The following is a 15972-nucleotide window of genomic DNA, read 5'->3' on the forward strand; positions in this document are numbered from 1 at the left end:
GCCCCCGGGGTCCCCCCCCCGGCCTGGGGTCGGGGGTTTGTGGGGGGTTGCGCTCGCCCCCGCGCCCCGGAGGGGTGGGCCACCCACAAGGGGGGGGCCCCCGCGGGGGGGGCCCACCCCTGTGCCGTACGGGCGCCGGGCTCAGTGCACGCCCACCGCCGCCAGTGCCTTGCGCTGGGCGTCCGTGGGGTGGGCCGGGAAGTAGAGGTAGCAGACCCCGCCGGTGCCGGAGGCGACGTTCCCGGCGGCGTTGTACCGCTTCGTCCTGAGCCAGATGTTCTCCCACTCGCGCCGCTTGTAGACCCGCCGTACCGCGTCGTTGTCGGGCGAGTTCGGGTCGTTGGCGATCACGTCGCCGTCGGCGGTGAAGCCGATGACCGTCATCAGGTGCCCGGCCGTGCCGTACCCCGCGCCGGTCAGCTCGGACGCCAGGAACGACTGGGACGTGATGGCCGGCACACCGGCCGCGATCAGCGTCTCCAGGTCGGTGAGCGAGTGGAGCCGGGTCACCACACCCTGCAGATCCTTGTACGTGGCGGCGTACGCGGCGTTGAAGGGCCAGTTGCCGCAGCCGTCGTACTGGTGGTCGAAGGTGTACCGCGCCGCGTGGCACACCTGCGGGTCCGCGTACTCGGGCTCGACCCAGGCCAGGTCCTCGGCCGTGGGCTTCCGCCCCCAGTACTCGATGATCATCTGGGAGGAGGTGGGGCTGCACCAGGCCTCGCCGCCGTTGTCGTACTCGGGGTACTGGCCGACGTGGATCTCCTGCGAGTAGCGCGGCACCTGCAGTTCCCGTGCGAGACCGGGCACCGACGCCGGGACGGTGAAGCGGTCGGGCACGTCGGAGCCCATCGCGCCGAGCCGCCACACGGTCGGCGTGGCCTTGGTCCCGGGCTTGCGGTAGAGGGTCAGCCGCAGCCGGTACGCCACCAGGCGCAGCCCGGAGGCCGCGTCGTCGATGGCGAAGGTGTCCGTCCAGACCGTGCTCCTCCCGTCGCTCTGGTCGTCGACCGAGGTCCGGCGGATGTCCTGGTCACCGGCCGCCCAGCGGCCCAGCACGTACCAGGGGGTGTCCGTGCCGTCCGAGTACGTGCCCCTCAACTCGATCTGCAGCCAGGTGCCCGCCGGGGTCCGCGCGTTCCAGGAGGCGATGACCTCGGTGGAGGGGACGCCGAGGCGGTGGACCGGCGAGGTCCAGCGGGCGTACTCCCAGGTGGCGGTCGTGCCCGTGTGCGGGTCCGTGTAGTCGGTGCGGCCCCCGGGGGTCCGGATCTCCAGGCCCGGGCGGGCCCCCTGCACGGCACGGGTCCCTTCCGCGGTGCCGCCGCGCCAGTCGGCGTACGAGGTCCAGGCATGGTTGTCCACGAGGTCGGAGGGCGCTTTCGACGTAGTGGCGGCCCGGGTGCTCGCGGTGCGGGCCGACGGGCTCGCGGCGGCTGCCGGGCTCGCCACTCCGGCGGCGGCCGCTGCCACCGCCGCGGCGAGGACGGTTCTGCGGGACGGCTGTTCGGCTCTGGTCATGGACGGAAGACCCCCAGGTGTCCGGAACGGGCTGGTCCAGTGCGTGGGTGACGGGTGGGTGATGGGTGGGTGACGGGTGAGTGACGGGTGAGTACGAGTGTGCGGGCGTGGGCCAACTATGGAACGCGATCACGGCTTGTGCCAGCACTTCGGACGTCGCGGCGCCGACCAATATTGGTCGAGACCACTGAAGGAGCAGGGGGCCCGATTCACCCCATATCGGTCTCGGTAGAGTGTTCCTCCGGAATACGTACGCCCCTTCCCGCGCCCTCCGCACCGCTCCGCACCCCTCCACACCCCCAGGGACCCCCCATCCATCTCCCCACCCTCGCCGACCGGCTGCGTCGGCTGCCGCCCTCCTGCGGACCCGTCCGGCTCGTCGGGGTCGACGGGCACGCGGGCTCCGGCAAGACCACCTTCACGGAGCGCCTGGCCGGGGCACTGGGCGGCGCCCCCGTGCTGCACCTGGACGACATCGCCACCCATGAGGAGCTCTTCGCGTGGACGGGGCGGCTGCTCCGGGAGGTCGTCGAACCACTGGGCCGAGGCGAGACCGCGCGCTACCACCCCTACGACTGGCGGCTGCGGGAATTCGGGCCGGCCCACGCCCTGCCGCCCTCGCCCGTGGTCCTCGTCGAGGGGGTCGGCGCCGGCCGTCGTGCGCTGCGGCCTCGACTGGCGGGACTGCTGTGGATGGAGATGCCCCGCGAGGACGCATGGGCCCGCGGGCGCCTGCGGGACGGTTCGGCGCAGAGCGATTTCTGGGCAGGGTGGGTTCCCGCGGAGCGCCGTCACTTCGCCGAGGACCCTTCGGAGCCGTTCGCGGACCTTCTGGTACGGCAGTGTTCAGACGGATATGAGGTACTGCCAGGACCTGCCGAGACGTCGGTGAGAACGCTTTCCGTCACGGACCGTGACGGCCCTGCGTCTGTGTGCTGAACTCGTGAAGACCGCTGTCCGAGAAGTTGCCTGAGTGCCCCAACTCGGCTTGACCGAGGGGCCGTACAGGTCTTACGTTCTCAAGGAGCGGCCTTCGGGGCCGCCCCGCAGACGCGAAGCCCCCGGTTGTTCCCCCGTGATCGGGGGCTTCGTTCTGTCCCCAGGCGTTTTCCGGACGCTCCCAGGCGCAATTCGTTCACCCTCAGTGACCGTCCTGAGTGCGTCCCATCCGCTCCCACCTCGAAGAACCCGTCGTGCGGCACCCTACGGTCCGGCACTCCCCCGCAGGTACGATGCCTCTTGGTGCGACCTTCGGACGGCTGCTCTCCGCACCGCACGCAACTCCCGTCCGCGGCACAGCGGTTCGACGAAGACTGCCGACGGGCACCGGCCCGCCCGGTGATCAACGGGGGCACGGTTTGTGGGGGACGTGATGGACTTCGGCACGCAGGGCCCCGAGGCCCCGGCCGACCTCGCCTGGCTGCGAGGTGTGGACGCCTACACCATGGGGGCCTATCCGCAGGCGGAGGAGGAGTTCCGCGCCGCGGTCCGAATGGATCCGGGGATGGCCGACGGCTGGCTGGGACTGCACGCGCTGCGCATCGACACGACGACCGCGCTGCTGCGGATGTTCCGGCACCGGGACCGCTTCGGGGAGCAGCGCACCCGTCACCGGCGCACACTCAACTCCTGGTACTGGCTGGGCTGGTGGGTGCAGCCGGTGCTGGAGTCGCCCCGCGATCTGCTGCTCGCGCACTCCTCGCACTGGCTCGACGGACGTCATGTCCCGGAGCTGGACCGGGCGTTGGCGGGCCTGCCCCCGGTGGACGCGGACCCGCAGGTCAGGTTCCTGCACGCCTGCCGGGCCTATCTCGTCAAGGACTGGGAGCAGTTGGTCCGGCACACGGACCCGCTGATCGACGATCCGATGCTGGGCATCGAGGCGGGCCTGTTCGGCGGGATGGCCCGGGTACGACTGGAGATGTACGGGCAGGCCGAGCCGCTGCTGTCGTCCGCCCTGATGCGCTGCCGCAGCGAGCAGCCGCAGCGCAAGGAGTTGCGGTACTGGCTGGCGCGGGCGCACGAGGGCACGGGCCGCTCGGCGGCGGCCCTCCCCCTGTACCGGGCGGTGCACCGGGTCGACCCCGCGTTCATGGACACCTCGGCCCGGCTCGCCGCGATCTCCGAGGGCGACGGGTACGACGAGACGGCCGACCTCGCGGCGATCACGCTGACGGGGATCGGGCAGGACATCCTGGACGGCCCCGACGGCGTGGATCCGCTGTTCGGTACCGAGGGCCGCGACCTGAAGCTCTCCGAGCCCGAGCTGCCGCCGCCCGGCGCGCTGCCGTCCGAGTCGGACCGGGTCCGCGAGAAGGCCATCGTGCCGGTGCTGCCACCGCATCTGCCGACCGGGCCGACGGATCCCGCACTCCTCGAAGAGGCGCTGGCCGAACTGGAGGGCATGGTCGGCCTCGCACCGGTCAAGCGCCAGGTGAAGGCGCTTTCGGCACAGTTGAACATGGCCCGGCTGCGCGCCGGGCAGGGGCTGCCGGTCCAGCCGCCGAAACGCCACTTCGTCTTCTCCGGCCCCTCCGGCACCGGCAAGACCACCGTGGCGCGCATTCTCGGCCGGGTCTTCTACGCGCTCGGGCTGCTCGGCGGCGACCATCTCGTCGAGGCGCAGCGGGCCGACCTGGTGGGCGAGTATCTCGGCCAGACCGCGGTGAAGGCCAACGAGCTGATCGACTCCGCGATCGGTGGGGTGCTCTTCGTCGACGAGGCCTATTCGCTGTCCAACTCCGGGTACGGCAAGGGGGACGCGTACGGGGACGAGGCGCTGCAGGTTCTGCTGAAGCGGGCCGAGGACAACCGGGATCATCTGGTGGTGATCCTCGCGGGGTATCCGGAGGGCATGGACCGGCTGCTGGCCGCCAATCCCGGGCTGTCGTCCCGGTTCACCACCCGGGTCGACTTTCCCTCGTACCGGCCCCTTGAGCTCACCTCGATCGGTGAGGTGCTGGCCGCGGAGAACGGGGACGTGTGGGATGAGGAGGCGCTCGACGAGCTGCGCTCCATCAGTGGGCACGTCGTCGACCAGGGGTGGATCGATGAGCTCGGGAACGGGCGGTTCCTGCGTACGTTGTACGAGAAGAGTTGCGCCTATCGGGATCTGCGGCTCTCCGGGTATCCGGGGCATCTCACGCGGGACGACCTGGCGACGCTTCGGTTGGCCGATCTGATGCAGGCGTACGGGGAGGTTCTCTCGGGGCGGGGGCCCTCCGGGGTGTGAGCCGCGCCCCTGAAGGCCAAAAGCGAAAGACTGCGCCGTTCCCCGCGCCCCTGAAGCCGTTCCCCGCGCCCCCGGGCAGCGGGGGCGCGGGGCTGTGGGGTCAGCTGGCCAGGGCCTGTTGTGGGGGTTCCGCGGGTTCGGGGTGGCCCGAGCGGGGCTCGGTCACCCGTACCGGGGGAGGCTCGCGGTGGGCCGGGTCGCGCACCTCGCCCACCAGGAGTTCGAGAACGTCCTCCAGGGCGACCAGACCCAGGACCCGGCCCGACGCGTCGGCGACCTGGGCCAGGTGCGTCGCGGCGCGGCGCATCACGGTCAGGGCGTCGTCCAGCGGAAGCTCGGCGCTGAGGGTCGTCATGGGACGCCAGACCTGCTGCGGCACCGCCCGCTCGGACTCCTCCAGGTCGAGTACGTCCTTCACGTGCAGATAGCCCATGAAGGCGCCGTTCTCCGCGACCACCGGGAAACGCGAGAAGCCGGTGCGGGCGGTGAGGGCGACGACCTGGCCCGGCGTGACCGAGGGGCCCACGCTGATCAGCGACTCGCGGTCCAGGAGCACGTCCGTGACCGGACGGGAGCCCAGTTCCAGGGCGTCCTCCAGACGCTCCTGCTCCCCTGGGTCGAGCAGACCGGCCTGGCCGGCGTCCTCGACGAGCCGGTTGAGCTGCTCGCTGGTGAAGACCGCCTCGACCTCGTCCCTGGGCTCGACACCGAAGAGCTTCAGGATGACGCGGGCGCAGGCACCGAGGCCCACGGTGACCGGCTTGCACAGCCGGGCGAAGGCGACCAGGCCGGGGCTGAGCCACAGCGCGGTCTTCTCGGGGGCGGCCATCGCCAGGTTCTTCGGCAGCATCTCGCCGACCACCAGGTGGAGGAAGACGACCGCGGCGAGGGCTATGACGTACCCGAGCGGGTGGATCATGCCCTCGGGCAGGTGCGCGGCGTGGAAGACCGGCTCCAGGAGATGCGCCACGGTGGGCTCGGCGACCGCGCCCAGTGTCAGCGAGCACATGGTGATGCCGAACTGCGCGGCGGCCATCATGTGCGGCAGGTTCTCCAGGCCGTACATGACCTGCCGGGCCCGTGCCGTGCCGAGCGGTTCGATCTGGCTGCGCCGTACGGAGACCAGGGCGAACTCGGCACCGACGAAGAAGCCGTTGGCGAGCACCAGCAGGACGGCGAACAGGAGTTGGAGCACGCTCATCGGACGGCCTCCGCCGCGGAGACGGAAACAGGGGCGGACGCGTGTGTGGAGACGGGGGTGGTCCCGGCCCCGGCTGTTCTGACCAGTCTGACCCGCTCCGCGCGGTAGTGCCCGACCTGGCGCACCGAGAGGCGCCAGCCGGGCAGCTCGGCCCGGTCGCCGGGGGCGGGGATGCGTCCGAGCAGGTCGGCGACGAGGCCGGCGACCGTCTCGTACGGACCCTCGGGGACGTCCAGGCCGATGCGCCGGAGGATGTCGACGCGGCAGCTGCCGTCGGCGTCCCAGGCGGGCCGGCCGTCCTCGGGCGGCGCGACGGCGAGTTCCGGCACGTCCTGGCCGTCGTGCTCGTCGCGGACCTCGCCGACGAGCTCCTCGACGATGTCCTCCAGGGTGACGACCCCGGCCGTGCCGCCGTACTCGTCGACGACGACGGCGATGGGCTGCTCGTTGCGCAGCCGCTCCAGGAGGGGCTGCACCGGCAGTGTCTCGGGGACGAGCAGCGGGGTCTGGGCGATCCGGGTGACCGGGGTGCGCAGCCGGTCGTGCGAGGGCACCGCGAGGGCGTCCTTGAGGTGCACCATGCCGACGATCTCGTCGATCCGCTCCCGGTAGACGGGGAAGCGGGAGAGGCCGGTGGCACGGGTGAGGTTGACGACGTCCTCGGCGGTCGCGGAGGACTGGAGGGCGCTGACCCTCACCCGCGGGGTCATGACGTGCTGCGCGGTGAGGTCGGCCAGGGACAGCGTGCGCACGAACAGGTCGGCGGTGTCCTGCTCCAGCGCGCCGGCCCGCGCCGAGTGCCGGGCCAGCGAGACGAGCTCGCCGGGTGTGCGCGCGGAGGCCAGCTCCGCGGTGGGCTCGACGCCCAGGGCGCGCACGAGCCGGTTGGCGACGGAGTTCAGCCCGGCGATCACCGGCCGGAACAGGGTCGAGAAGGCGTGCTGCGGGCCCGCGACGAACCGCGCGACCTGCAGGGGCCTGGACACCGCCCAGTTCTTGGGCACGAGTTCGCCGATCACCATCTGCACGGCCGAGGCCAGCAGCATGCCGACGACCACGGCGACACCGGACACGGCGCCTTCGGGGATGCCGACGGCGGTGAACGGGCCGTGCAGCAGTTCGGCGAGCGCCGGTTCCGCGAGCATGCCGACGACCAGCGAGGTGATGGTGATGCCGAGCTGGGTGCCGGACAGCTGGAAGGACAGCTCCTTGAGGGATTCGACGACGGTACGGGCCCGTCGGTCGCCCTCGGCCGCCGCCTTCTCGGCGTCGGGGCGCTCCACCGTGACGAGGCCGAACTCGGCCGCCACGAAGAAGCCGTTGGCGAGGATCAACAGGAACGCCGCCCCGAGGAGCAGCAGGGGGATGGTCATGCCGCCGCCTCGATATGTCGGGAGGGGGCGGCGCAGGTACTACAGGACGATCCGTCCATCGCTGGAGGGAGTCACTCCTCGAATAGCAGGGGGCCTCTGAGTTCCGGGTGGGAAGTCAGCGGCGGAGGCGCAACGAGAACGCCTCCGCCAACAGGTTAATCAAGACATGGGCCCGGACGGCAGGGTGGAAGCTGAGAGTCAGCCGTGATGTTCGTCGTGCTGACCGTCGGACGGCCCGTCCGGCTCGCCGAGGGAGCGGGCCTCGGCGAGGGCGCGCAGCGCACGGGCGTCGCTGATTGCGTGCTGTTTGGCGATGCCCGGCTGGATGCCGAGCACGGGCAGACTGGTGCCGTCGCTGAGGTCCAGGAAGACCCAGGGGTCTCCCGGACGCAGGTTGACCTGCAGGATCTCCGCCCAGGCCAGCCGTCGCCTGCTGGCGATGTTGACGACGGTGACCCCGGACTCGTCGGCGACGACCTTCGGGCGGGCCAGCAGTACGAGTACGCCGAAGAGCAGTGCCGCGGTGAAGACGAAGCTGAGGCGCTCCCCCGGTCCGAGCTTCTCAAGCAGCAGCGCGACCGTGGTGATGACCACAAAGATCGTGGCGCCGGCGCTCAGCAGTACGGCACGGGTGCGCCCGGGCCTGAAGGTCACGGGGAGAGCGGGCGGCTCGGGTGTGTCCGGCATGGCGAAGCTGTTCCTCGAAGTCCTTGGAGTCTGCGAAGTCTGCGAAGTCCTTGAAGTCCTCGAAAGTCAGAGGCGGCAGGCGTGGATGGCCGTGGTCAGGATGGCCCGCGCGCCGATCTCGTACAGGTCGTCCATGATCCGCTGGGCCTCCTTGGACGGGACCATGGCGCGTACGGCGACCCAGCCCTCGTTGTGGAGCGGCGAGACGGTCGGCGACTCCAGGCCCGGGGTGAGCGCGACGGCCTTCTCCAGCTGCTCGACGCGGCAGTCGTAGTCCATCATCACGTAGGTCCGCGCGACGAGGACGCCCTGGAGGCGGCGCAGGAACTGCTGGACCTTGGGCTCGGCGTCGCCGGTGGTCTCCGCGCCGGTACGGCGGATGACGACCGCCTCGGACTTCATGATCGGGTCGCCGAAGACCTCAAGGCCCGCGTTGCGCAGCGAGGTGCCGGTCTCGACGACGTCCGCGATGACCTCGGCGACGCCGAGCTCGATGGCCGTCTCGACGGCTCCGTCGAGGTGCACGACGGACGCGTCGACGCCCTTGTCGGCGAGGTACTTCCCGACGATGCCCTCGTACGAGGTGGCGACGGTCTTGCCGGCCAGGTCGTCGAGGGAGCCGGCCGTACCGGGCTTGCTCGCGAAGCGGAAGGTGGAGCGGGCGAATCCGAGGGGCAGGATCTCCTCCGCGTCGGCCGCGGAGTCGATGAGCAGGTCGCGGCCGGTGACGCCGATGTCGAGGCGGCCGGAGGAGACGTAGATCGCGATGTCGCGGGGGCGGAGGTAGAAGAACTCGACCTCGTTCTCCGGGTCGACGATCCTGAGCTCCTTGGCCTCCCGGCGCTGCTGGTAGCCGGCCTCATGCAGCATCTCCCCCGCGGGGCCTGACAGGGAACCCTTGTTGGGGACGGCGATGCGCAGCATGAGGTCGGCTTCCTTTGTTCGTGCGGATGCGTGCGGGTACGTACGTGCGGGGCGACGGCTCAGAGGTGGGCGTACACGTCGTCCAGGCTGATGCCGCGGGCGACCATCATCACCTGGACGTGGTAGAGCAGCTGCGAGATCTCCTCGGCGGCTGCTTCCTTGCCCTCGTGCTCCGCGGCCATCCAGACCTCGGCGGCCTCTTCTACGACCTTCTTGCCGATGGCATGGACCCCCTTGCCGACCAGTTCCGCGGTGCGGGAGGTGGCGGGGTCGCCGGTGGCTGCCTTGTGCTGGAGCTCGGTGAAGAGCTCCTCGAAAGTCTTCTTGGACATGGTGGTCCTCACCCTACGCGGTCGCGGGCCTACGTCAGCGCCAGGGTTCGGATACCGAGCGCAGGGTGGCCGCGGTCGCCACGGCCGCCGTCACCGCCTCGTGTCCCTTGTCCTCGTTCGAGCCCTCGATGCCCGCGCGGTCCAGGGCCTGCTCCTCGGTGTCGACGGTCAGCACGCCGAAGCCGATCGGGACCCCGGTCTCGACGGAGACCTGGGTGAGGCCCTGGGTGACGCCCTGGCACACGTACTCGAAGTGCGGGGTGCCGCCGCGAATGACGACGCCGAGCGCGACGATCGCGTCGTAGCCGCGGCCCGCGAGGACCTTCGCGACGACCGGCAGCTCGAAGCTGCCAGGGACCCGCAGGAGGGTCGGCTCGTCGATGCCCAGCTCGCGAAGGGCGCGCAGAGCGCCGTCGACGAGTCCGTCCATGACCTTCTCGTGCCACTGTGCCGCGATGACGGCGACCCGCAGGTCACCGCAGTTGCGTACGGACAGTTCGGGTGCGCCCTTGCCGCTCACGTCTGTGTCTCCTCGTGCAGTGCTTGTGCTGTGCTGTGCTGTGCTGTGCTGTTACTGATTGCTCATCGCGGGTCACGGATCACGGTCACCGCTTACGGGTCACTGATTGCCGCAGGCGGACACGGTGGCCGGGTCCAGCCAGGGCAGGTCGTGCCCCATCCGGTCCCGCTTGGTGCGCAGGTACCGGAGGTTGTGCTCGCCCGCGGTCACGGGCATCGGCTCGCGGTCGGTGACCTTGAGGCCGTGGCGGACGAGCGCGGCCGTCTTGTCGGGGTTGTTGGTCATCAGCCGCAGGCTGCGCACCCCGAGGTCCTCCAGGATCTGCGCGCCGGCCGCGTAGTCGCGGGCGTCGGCGGGCAGGCCGAGTTCCAGGTTGGCGTCCAGGGTGTCCCGGCCGCGCTCCTGGAGCTCGTACGCGCGCAGCTTGGACAGCAGCCCGATGCCGCGCCCCTCGTGGCCGCGGAGGTAGACGACGACCCCGCGGCCCTCGGCCTGGATGCGCTGCAGGGAGGCTTCGAGCTGGGGGCCGCAGTCGCAGCGCAGGGAGTGGAAGACGTCCCCGGTGAGGCATTCGGAGTGGAGGCGCACGACGACGTCGTCGCCGTCGCCGATCTCGCCGTGGACCAGCGCCACATGCTCGACGCCGTCGACGGTGGAGCGGTAGCCGTAGGCCGTGAACTCACCGAAGGCGGTGGGCAGTTGTGTTTTGGCCTCGCGGCGGACCGTGGGCTCGGCGGTGCGGCGGTAGGCGATCAGGTCCTCGATGGAGATGATCGTCAGCCCGTGCTTGCGGGCGAACGGGATCAGTTCGGGCAGGCGCAGCATCCGCCCGTCCTCGCCGGCGATCTCGACGATGGCGCCGGCCGGCCGCAGGCCCGCGAGCCGGGCGAGGTCGACGGCGGCCTCGGTGTGGCCGTTACGGACGAGCACACCGCCGGGCTTGGCGCGCAGCGGGAAGATGTGGCCGGGGCGTACGAAGTCGGCCGCGCCCGCCTGCCCTCCCGCGAGCAGCCGCAGCGTGGTGGCGCGGTCGGCGGCGGAGATGCCGGTGGTCACCCCGGAGGCGGGGCCCGCGTCGACGGAGACCGTGAAGGCGGTGCGCATCGACTCGGTGTTGTTCTCGACCATCTGCGGGAGCTGGAGGCGGTCGAGTTCGTCGCCCTCCATGGGTGCGCAGATCAGACCGCGGCACTCGCTCATCATGAAGGCGATGATCTCGGGGGTCGCCTTCTCGGCGGCGATGACGAGGTCGCCCTCGTTCTCGCGGTCCTCGTCGTCGACGACCACGACCGGGCGGCCCGCCGCGATGTCCGCGACGGCCTTCTCGACCGGGTCGAGGGCGAAGTCCGAGGCGTCCTCGTCGTGACCCGTGCTGTACCAAACCGGCGTTGTCGTCATGCCGGGGCTCCTTCCAGGACGGGCTGCCCGGCCTTGCGGGAGCGCAGCCACCAGTCGCGCATGCCCCACAGGACGAGCGCGCCGTAGATGATGTAGACGAATCCGGAGAACGCGAAGCCGTTGGCGAAGTTGAGCGGCACGCCCACCAGGTCGACGAGCAGCCAGGCGAACCAGAACTCGACCATGCCCCGCGCCTGGGCGTACATCGCGACGACCGTGCCGACGAAGATGTACGCGTCGGGCCAGGGGTCCCAGGACAGGGACGGGTACGCGGTGAACAGGCTCGCGACCGCGACGGTGCCCACGGCCGCGGCGCCGACCAGGTACGCCCGTTCGCGCCAGGTGGCGAACCGGACCGCGATGGAGCCGTCCTGCGCACCGTTCCTGCCACGGTTCCACTGCCGGTAGCCCCACAGGGCGACGGCCATGACCACCAGTTGCTTGCCCGCGCTGCCCGAGAGGTGGGCGGTGGCGAAGGCGGCGAGGAGGATGGCGCCGGACAGGAACTGGACGGGCCAGGTCCAGATGGAGCGGCGCCAGCCGAGGGCGAGGCCGATCAGCCCGATCACGTTGCCGATCATGTCGGCCCACTTGATGTGCTGGTCGAAGAGCGTGAACGCCTCGGAGTTGAGCCAGTTCACCGTGTCGCTCCCTGTCCCTGCGGGCCGAGCAGCCGCTCGACGTACTTGGCGATCACGTCGACCTCAAGGTTGACCGGGTCGCCGGGCTGCTTGCGGCCCAGGGTGGTCAGGTCGAGGGTGGTCGGGATGAGGCTGACGGTGAAGAAGTCGGGGCCGGCTTCGACGACGGTCAGGCTGATGCCGTCGACGGTGATGGAGCCCTTCTCCACGACGTAGCGCGAGAGGTCCGCGGGCAGCGAGATCTTCACGATCTCCCAGTTCTCGGACGGCTTGCGCTCGATGACCTCGCCCGTGCCGTCCACATGGCCCTGCACGATGTGCCCGCCGAGCCGCTCACCCACGGCCATGGGCCGTTCGAGGTTGACCCGGGAGCCGACGGTGAGGGCGCCGAGGCTGGATCGGTCCAGGGTCTCCGCCATCACGTCGGCGGTGAACTCGCCGTTCTCGTGGTCGACGACCGTCAGACAGACGCCGTTGACGGCGATGGAGTCCCCGTGACGTGCGCCTTCGGTGACCACAGGGCCACGGAGTCGGAAACGTGAGGCGTCGCCGAGGTTCTCGACGGCGGTGACTTCACCCAGCTCTTCAACGATTCCGGTGAACACTTCCCGGGTCCTCCTGCCTCATAGGGCACGGACTCCGGGGCCTGTCGATGACGACAGATGTGAAACGAGCGGGGACACCGGGGGCGACGCCGCGTGGGACGCCGTGTCCATGTATCCATGGGACACGTCGAAACAGACGGCGGCGCGCACGAATGCCCGCCCGCCGCGCACTGCCTCCCATCCGGACTTTAACCGTCGGTCCAGGAATTTCACCTGGTCAACCGGCCGCTGGAAGCGACCGGGTCGCGGACTGTAACCGCCGGTTCGGACTTTCACCGACCCCGGAGTGCGCTGCTTCTGGTACAGACTCAGTGTGCCACGCCTGATCGACGCCCATGCGGGTGAATTCTGTGGGGTGGCTCACAAGGTGTACCGATGGACTTCACGGGACACTCGTGAGGCGTCAGGCTCTGATCAACTTCTCCGTGATCAAGGCGTCTCGCTGGTGGTCCATACCTATTGACGCTTTGGTCTAGTCCTCTCTAGGGTCAGCGTTCACCGGCGCCTCTACGGGTCGCGTTCGCCGACCCGCCCCAGATCGACCCGGCGGCGGTGACGGAGGCCCTTGCCCCGCCGCCGGGTCTCCGTTCCCCGACGGGCCCGGGTCACCGCTCCGGTGGCGCGAACAGCTCGTCCTGGGCGCCGTCCCGGGCCATCAGCAGGGCCCCGCGCAGAACGGCGCCGCCGCCCAGGGTGCCGGCCCGCACCTCGGTGGGCAGCGGCGTCATCCGCCCGAGGCGCTCCCGCACCCGGGCCGCGAGCGCCTCACCGCCCGCCCGCCCGATCTCCCCGGACAGAACCACACACCCCGGGTCGAGCACGGCGATGACGGAAGCGGCACCGAGAGCGACACGATCGGCGAGCGCGTCGAGAAACCCCGAGGCGCCACCCCCCAAGGGGCGCGGGGAACTGCGCGGGCGACCCTCACCACCCGCAGACGAAGCCGGTCCGGCTTCGGTTCCGGCTTCGGTTCCGGCTTCCGGGACCGGGACCGGGACCGGGACGGAACCGGAGACCGGGACCGGGACCAGTACGGAACCGGCGGCCGGAGCCGCTACGAAACCGGCCACCGGAGTCGGCGCGGCCCCGGAAACCGGAGCCGGCGCGGCCCCGGACAGCAACGCGGGGGCGGACGCGGCCCCGGACAGCAACGCGGGGGCGGACGCGGCCCCGGACAGCGCCGCGGGGGCCGGCGCGCCCCCCGCAGCGCGCAACACCGCCTCCCGCACCAGCGCCGCCGCATGCGGCTCATGCGCCCCGGCAGGGGCCACCACCCCGTACCGGTGCGCCAGTTCGGCGATCGCCGCCGCGCCCGCGAGCGAGTGGAACCCGCCCTCGCACCCCGTCGCGGACGGCATACCGCCCGTACCCGGCACCGGCAGGAAGCCGATCTCACCGGTACCGCCGGAGGCACCCCGGCGCAGCACCCCGTCCAGGACCACCGCGGCACCGATCCCGTGCCCGAGCCAGAGCAGCACGAAGGTGTCGCGGTCGCGCGCGGCCCCGTCACGCTGCTCGGCCAGGGCCGCGAGGTTGGTCTCGTTCTCGACCACGACACGGGCCTGGAAACGCTCCTGAAGGGCCGAGGCCAGGCGCCGGTGCCATTCGGGCAGGCCGGTGGAGTCGCGCAGTTCACCGGTGGCGGGATCGATCAGACCGGGAGCCCCGACGCCGACGGTGTGCAGCCGCTCCACCCCCGCCTCCTTCGCCGTGCGTTCGACCAGCGCGATCGCCTGCTCGACCGCGGGCGCGGTGTCCGTCTCGTCGGCGATCGGCGCCGACGCCTCGGCCAATACCGAGCCCAGCAGATCCGCGACGACCACGGCCACCCCCTCGGTGCGCACATCGAGGGCCGCCAGGTGCGCCCGGTCGGCGACGATCCCGTACAGCCGGGCGTTCGGGCCGCGCCGCTGTTCGCCGGACTCCCCGACCACGCCGATCAGCCCGGCCCGCGCGAGGCGTTCCACGAGGTCGGCGACCGAGGGCCGGGAGAGTCCGGTGAGTTTCTTCAACTGCCCTGCCGTCAGAGGACCTTCCCGCTGCAGCAGCCGCAGGGCGAGCCGGTCGTTGATGGCCCGGGCGGTACTCGGTGATGCGGGCATGCCGGGATCCTTCCAGATCAGGGCGGAGGTCTGCGGCGGGCGCGAAAAACAATCTATCTATCAGGCAGGGTGCCTGATAGTTTACGGCGGCAGAGCGGAGAGACGACAGACGACTGCTGGGGTCGACAGACAGGGGCCGGGAGAAATGAGCGAAGTGGTCTACGACCGGCGCGAGGTGAAGCGCTCCCGGTACGCCGTGGCGGCGGTGTTCGCTGTGCACGGCGCCGTCACCGGCTCGTTCGCGACACGCGTTCCGTGGATTCAGGACCACGCGTCGGTAAGCGCGGGCCAACTCGGCCTGGCACTCGCCTTCCCCGCCATCGGCGCCTCCCTGGCGATGCCGCTCGCGGGCAGCGTCAGTCACCGCTTCGGCGCCCGCCCGGCCCTGCGCGGACTCATGGCGCTGTGGACGCTCGCCCTCGTTCTCCCGGCGCTCGCCCCGAATCTGCTCACCCTGTGCCTGGCCCTCTTCGTGTACGGGGCGACGGCCGGCATGGCCGACGTGGCGATGAACGCCCTGGGCGTGGAGGTCGAGAACCGCCTGGACAAGTCGATCATGTCCGGGCTGCACGGCATGTGGAGCGCGGGCGCCCTGGTCGGCTCGGTCGGCGGAACGCTCGCCGCGCACCTGGGCACGGACGCCCGGCTGCACCACGCGCTCGCCGCGCTGACGCTCACCCTGCTCGGCACGGTCGCCTGCCAGGGCGTACTGGACCTGCGCGCCACCGACGACGAGGAAGCGCCCCCGCGTTTCGCGCTGCCGCCCAAGTCGGCCCTGCTCATCGGCGCGATCGGCTTCTGCGCGGTTTTCGCGGAGGGGGCGAGCCTGGACTGGTCGGCGGTCTACCTGCGGGACGTCCTCGGCAGTTCCGCGGGACTCGCCGCCGCGTGCACGACGGGCTTCACCCTCACCATGGCGGTCGCGCGACTCGCCGGCGACGCGGTGGTGGACCGTTTCGGCCCGGTGCGCACCGTACGGGTCAGCGGGCTCCTCGCCACCGCCGGCGCCCTGCTCGTCGTACTGGCGCAGAACGCGGCTCTGGCCATGGCCGGCTTCGCGCTGCTGGGCCTCGGCATCGCCGTGGTCGTACCGCTCTGCTTCGCCGCGGCGGGCCGCAGCGGCCCCAACCCGGCCCAGGCCATCGCGGGCGTCGCCACCATCACGTACACCTCGGGCCTGATCGCGCCGTCCGCCATCGGGACCGTCGCGGACGCGACGAGCCTGGTGACGTCCTTCGTGCTGGTGACCGTGCTGGCCTTCGGGCTCGCGGCGTTCGCGGGTGTCCTGCGGACCAGCGGCCGTACGTCGGGCGGCCAGGGCCCGGGCGCGCGCGGCGAGGTGGCGGACGTGAAGGTTCCGGATTCGCGGCCCTGAACCGGCCGCTCCCCCGGCTCCGACCTACCATGGCGCTGATCTTCACGTACGGAATCTCAGG

Annotated in this window: 14 protein-coding genes and 1 riboswitch; of the genes, 3 read left to right on the forward strand and 11 right to left on the reverse strand. The window is 71.2% G+C overall.

Annotation, left to right across the window (positions count from 1 at the left end; all coding sequences use genetic code 11):
- Nucleotides 1-141 precede the first annotated feature (141 nt).
- Nucleotides 142-1521 (reverse strand): peptidase C39 family protein, encoded by a 1380-nt coding sequence (locus ACIOKD_RS09860; RefSeq protein WP_402080737.1) that lies wholly within the window; start codon nucleotides 1519-1521, stop codon nucleotides 142-144.
- A gap of 312 nt (nucleotides 1522-1833) precedes the next feature.
- Here ACIOKD_RS09860 and ACIOKD_RS09865 point away from each other — a divergent pair, with 312 nt between their 5' ends.
- Together ACIOKD_RS09865 and ACIOKD_RS09870 are read left to right on the forward strand one after the other, a co-directional pair.
- The gene (locus ACIOKD_RS09865; protein ID WP_402081683.1) at nucleotides 1834-2460 is read left to right on the forward strand and encodes a uridine kinase; all 627 of its coding nucleotides are present in this window, start codon (nucleotides 1834-1836) and stop codon (nucleotides 2458-2460) included.
- Nucleotides 2461-2893: 433 nt separating this feature from the next.
- The gene (locus ACIOKD_RS09870; RefSeq protein WP_402080740.1) at nucleotides 2894-4753 is read left to right on the forward strand and encodes an AAA family ATPase; all 1860 of its coding nucleotides are present in this window, start codon (nucleotides 2894-2896) and stop codon (nucleotides 4751-4753) included.
- A 100-nt stretch (nucleotides 4754-4853) separates the two neighbouring features.
- Here the strand turns inward: ACIOKD_RS09870 and ACIOKD_RS09875 are convergent, their stop codons facing one another.
- The 10 genes from ACIOKD_RS09875 to ACIOKD_RS09920 form a co-directional block, all read right to left on the reverse strand.
- On the reverse strand, nucleotides 4854-5954 hold the full coding sequence (locus ACIOKD_RS09875) for a hemolysin family protein (RefSeq protein WP_402080743.1): 1101 nt from the start codon (nucleotides 5952-5954) through the stop codon (nucleotides 4854-4856).
- A complete protein-coding gene (locus ACIOKD_RS09880) occupies nucleotides 5951-7327 on the reverse strand; it encodes a hemolysin family protein (protein ID WP_402080745.1) in 1377 nt (458 codons plus the stop codon). The genes ACIOKD_RS09875 and ACIOKD_RS09880 overlap by 4 nt, the downstream gene beginning before the upstream one ends.
- Before the next feature lie 198 nt (nucleotides 7328-7525).
- Nucleotides 7526-8014, reverse strand: coding sequence for a PH domain-containing protein (locus tag ACIOKD_RS09885; protein ID WP_402080748.1), 489 nt, complete (start codon nucleotides 8012-8014; stop codon nucleotides 7526-7528).
- 66 nt (nucleotides 8015-8080) lie between these two features.
- Nucleotides 8081-8938 (reverse strand): ATP phosphoribosyltransferase, encoded by an 858-nt coding sequence (gene hisG / locus ACIOKD_RS09890; RefSeq protein ID WP_402080751.1) that lies wholly within the window; start codon nucleotides 8936-8938, stop codon nucleotides 8081-8083.
- Nucleotides 8939-8997: 59 nt separating this feature from the next.
- Nucleotides 8998-9270 carry a phosphoribosyl-ATP diphosphatase gene (locus ACIOKD_RS09895; protein WP_107019637.1) on the reverse strand — a complete coding sequence of 91 codons (273 nt, stop codon included), beginning with the start codon at nucleotides 9268-9270 and terminating at the stop codon, nucleotides 8998-9000.
- Between the two features lie 34 nt (nucleotides 9271-9304).
- A complete protein-coding gene (gene ribH / locus ACIOKD_RS09900) occupies nucleotides 9305-9790 on the reverse strand; it encodes a 6,7-dimethyl-8-ribityllumazine synthase (protein ID WP_107019638.1) in 486 nt (161 codons plus the stop codon).
- Between the two features lie 99 nt (nucleotides 9791-9889).
- The gene (locus ACIOKD_RS09905) at nucleotides 9890-11188 is read right to left on the reverse strand and encodes a bifunctional 3,4-dihydroxy-2-butanone-4-phosphate synthase/GTP cyclohydrolase II (protein ID WP_402080756.1); all 1299 of its coding nucleotides are present in this window, start codon (nucleotides 11186-11188) and stop codon (nucleotides 9890-9892) included.
- Nucleotides 11185-11829, reverse strand: coding sequence for a nicotinamide riboside transporter PnuC (locus ACIOKD_RS09910; protein WP_402080759.1), 645 nt, complete (start codon nucleotides 11827-11829; stop codon nucleotides 11185-11187). Before ACIOKD_RS09910 ends, ACIOKD_RS09905 begins: the two co-directional genes overlap by 4 nt.
- The gene (locus tag ACIOKD_RS09915; RefSeq protein WP_402080761.1) at nucleotides 11826-12434 is read right to left on the reverse strand and encodes a riboflavin synthase; all 609 of its coding nucleotides are present in this window, start codon (nucleotides 12432-12434) and stop codon (nucleotides 11826-11828) included. The genes ACIOKD_RS09910 and ACIOKD_RS09915 overlap by 4 nt, the downstream gene beginning before the upstream one ends.
- A 163-nt stretch (nucleotides 12435-12597) precedes the next feature.
- A riboswitch (FMN riboswitch) is annotated at nucleotides 12598-12728 on the reverse strand.
- A 311-nt stretch (nucleotides 12729-13039) separates the two neighbouring features.
- Nucleotides 13040-14536, reverse strand: coding sequence for an ROK family transcriptional regulator (locus tag ACIOKD_RS09920; RefSeq protein ID WP_402080763.1), 1497 nt, complete (start codon nucleotides 14534-14536; stop codon nucleotides 13040-13042).
- A gap of 145 nt (nucleotides 14537-14681) precedes the next feature.
- On the opposite strand from ACIOKD_RS09920, the gene ACIOKD_RS09925 reads away from it, so the two are divergent.
- The gene (locus tag ACIOKD_RS09925) at nucleotides 14682-15911 is read left to right on the forward strand and encodes an MFS transporter (RefSeq protein ID WP_402080766.1); all 1230 of its coding nucleotides are present in this window, start codon (nucleotides 14682-14684) and stop codon (nucleotides 15909-15911) included.
- The last annotated feature ends 61 nt before the right edge of the window (nucleotides 15912-15972 follow it).

This window comes from Streptomyces sp. NPDC087844 (assembly GCF_044742785.1).
Taxonomy (GTDB): domain Bacteria; phylum Actinomycetota; class Actinomycetes; order Streptomycetales; family Streptomycetaceae; genus Streptomyces.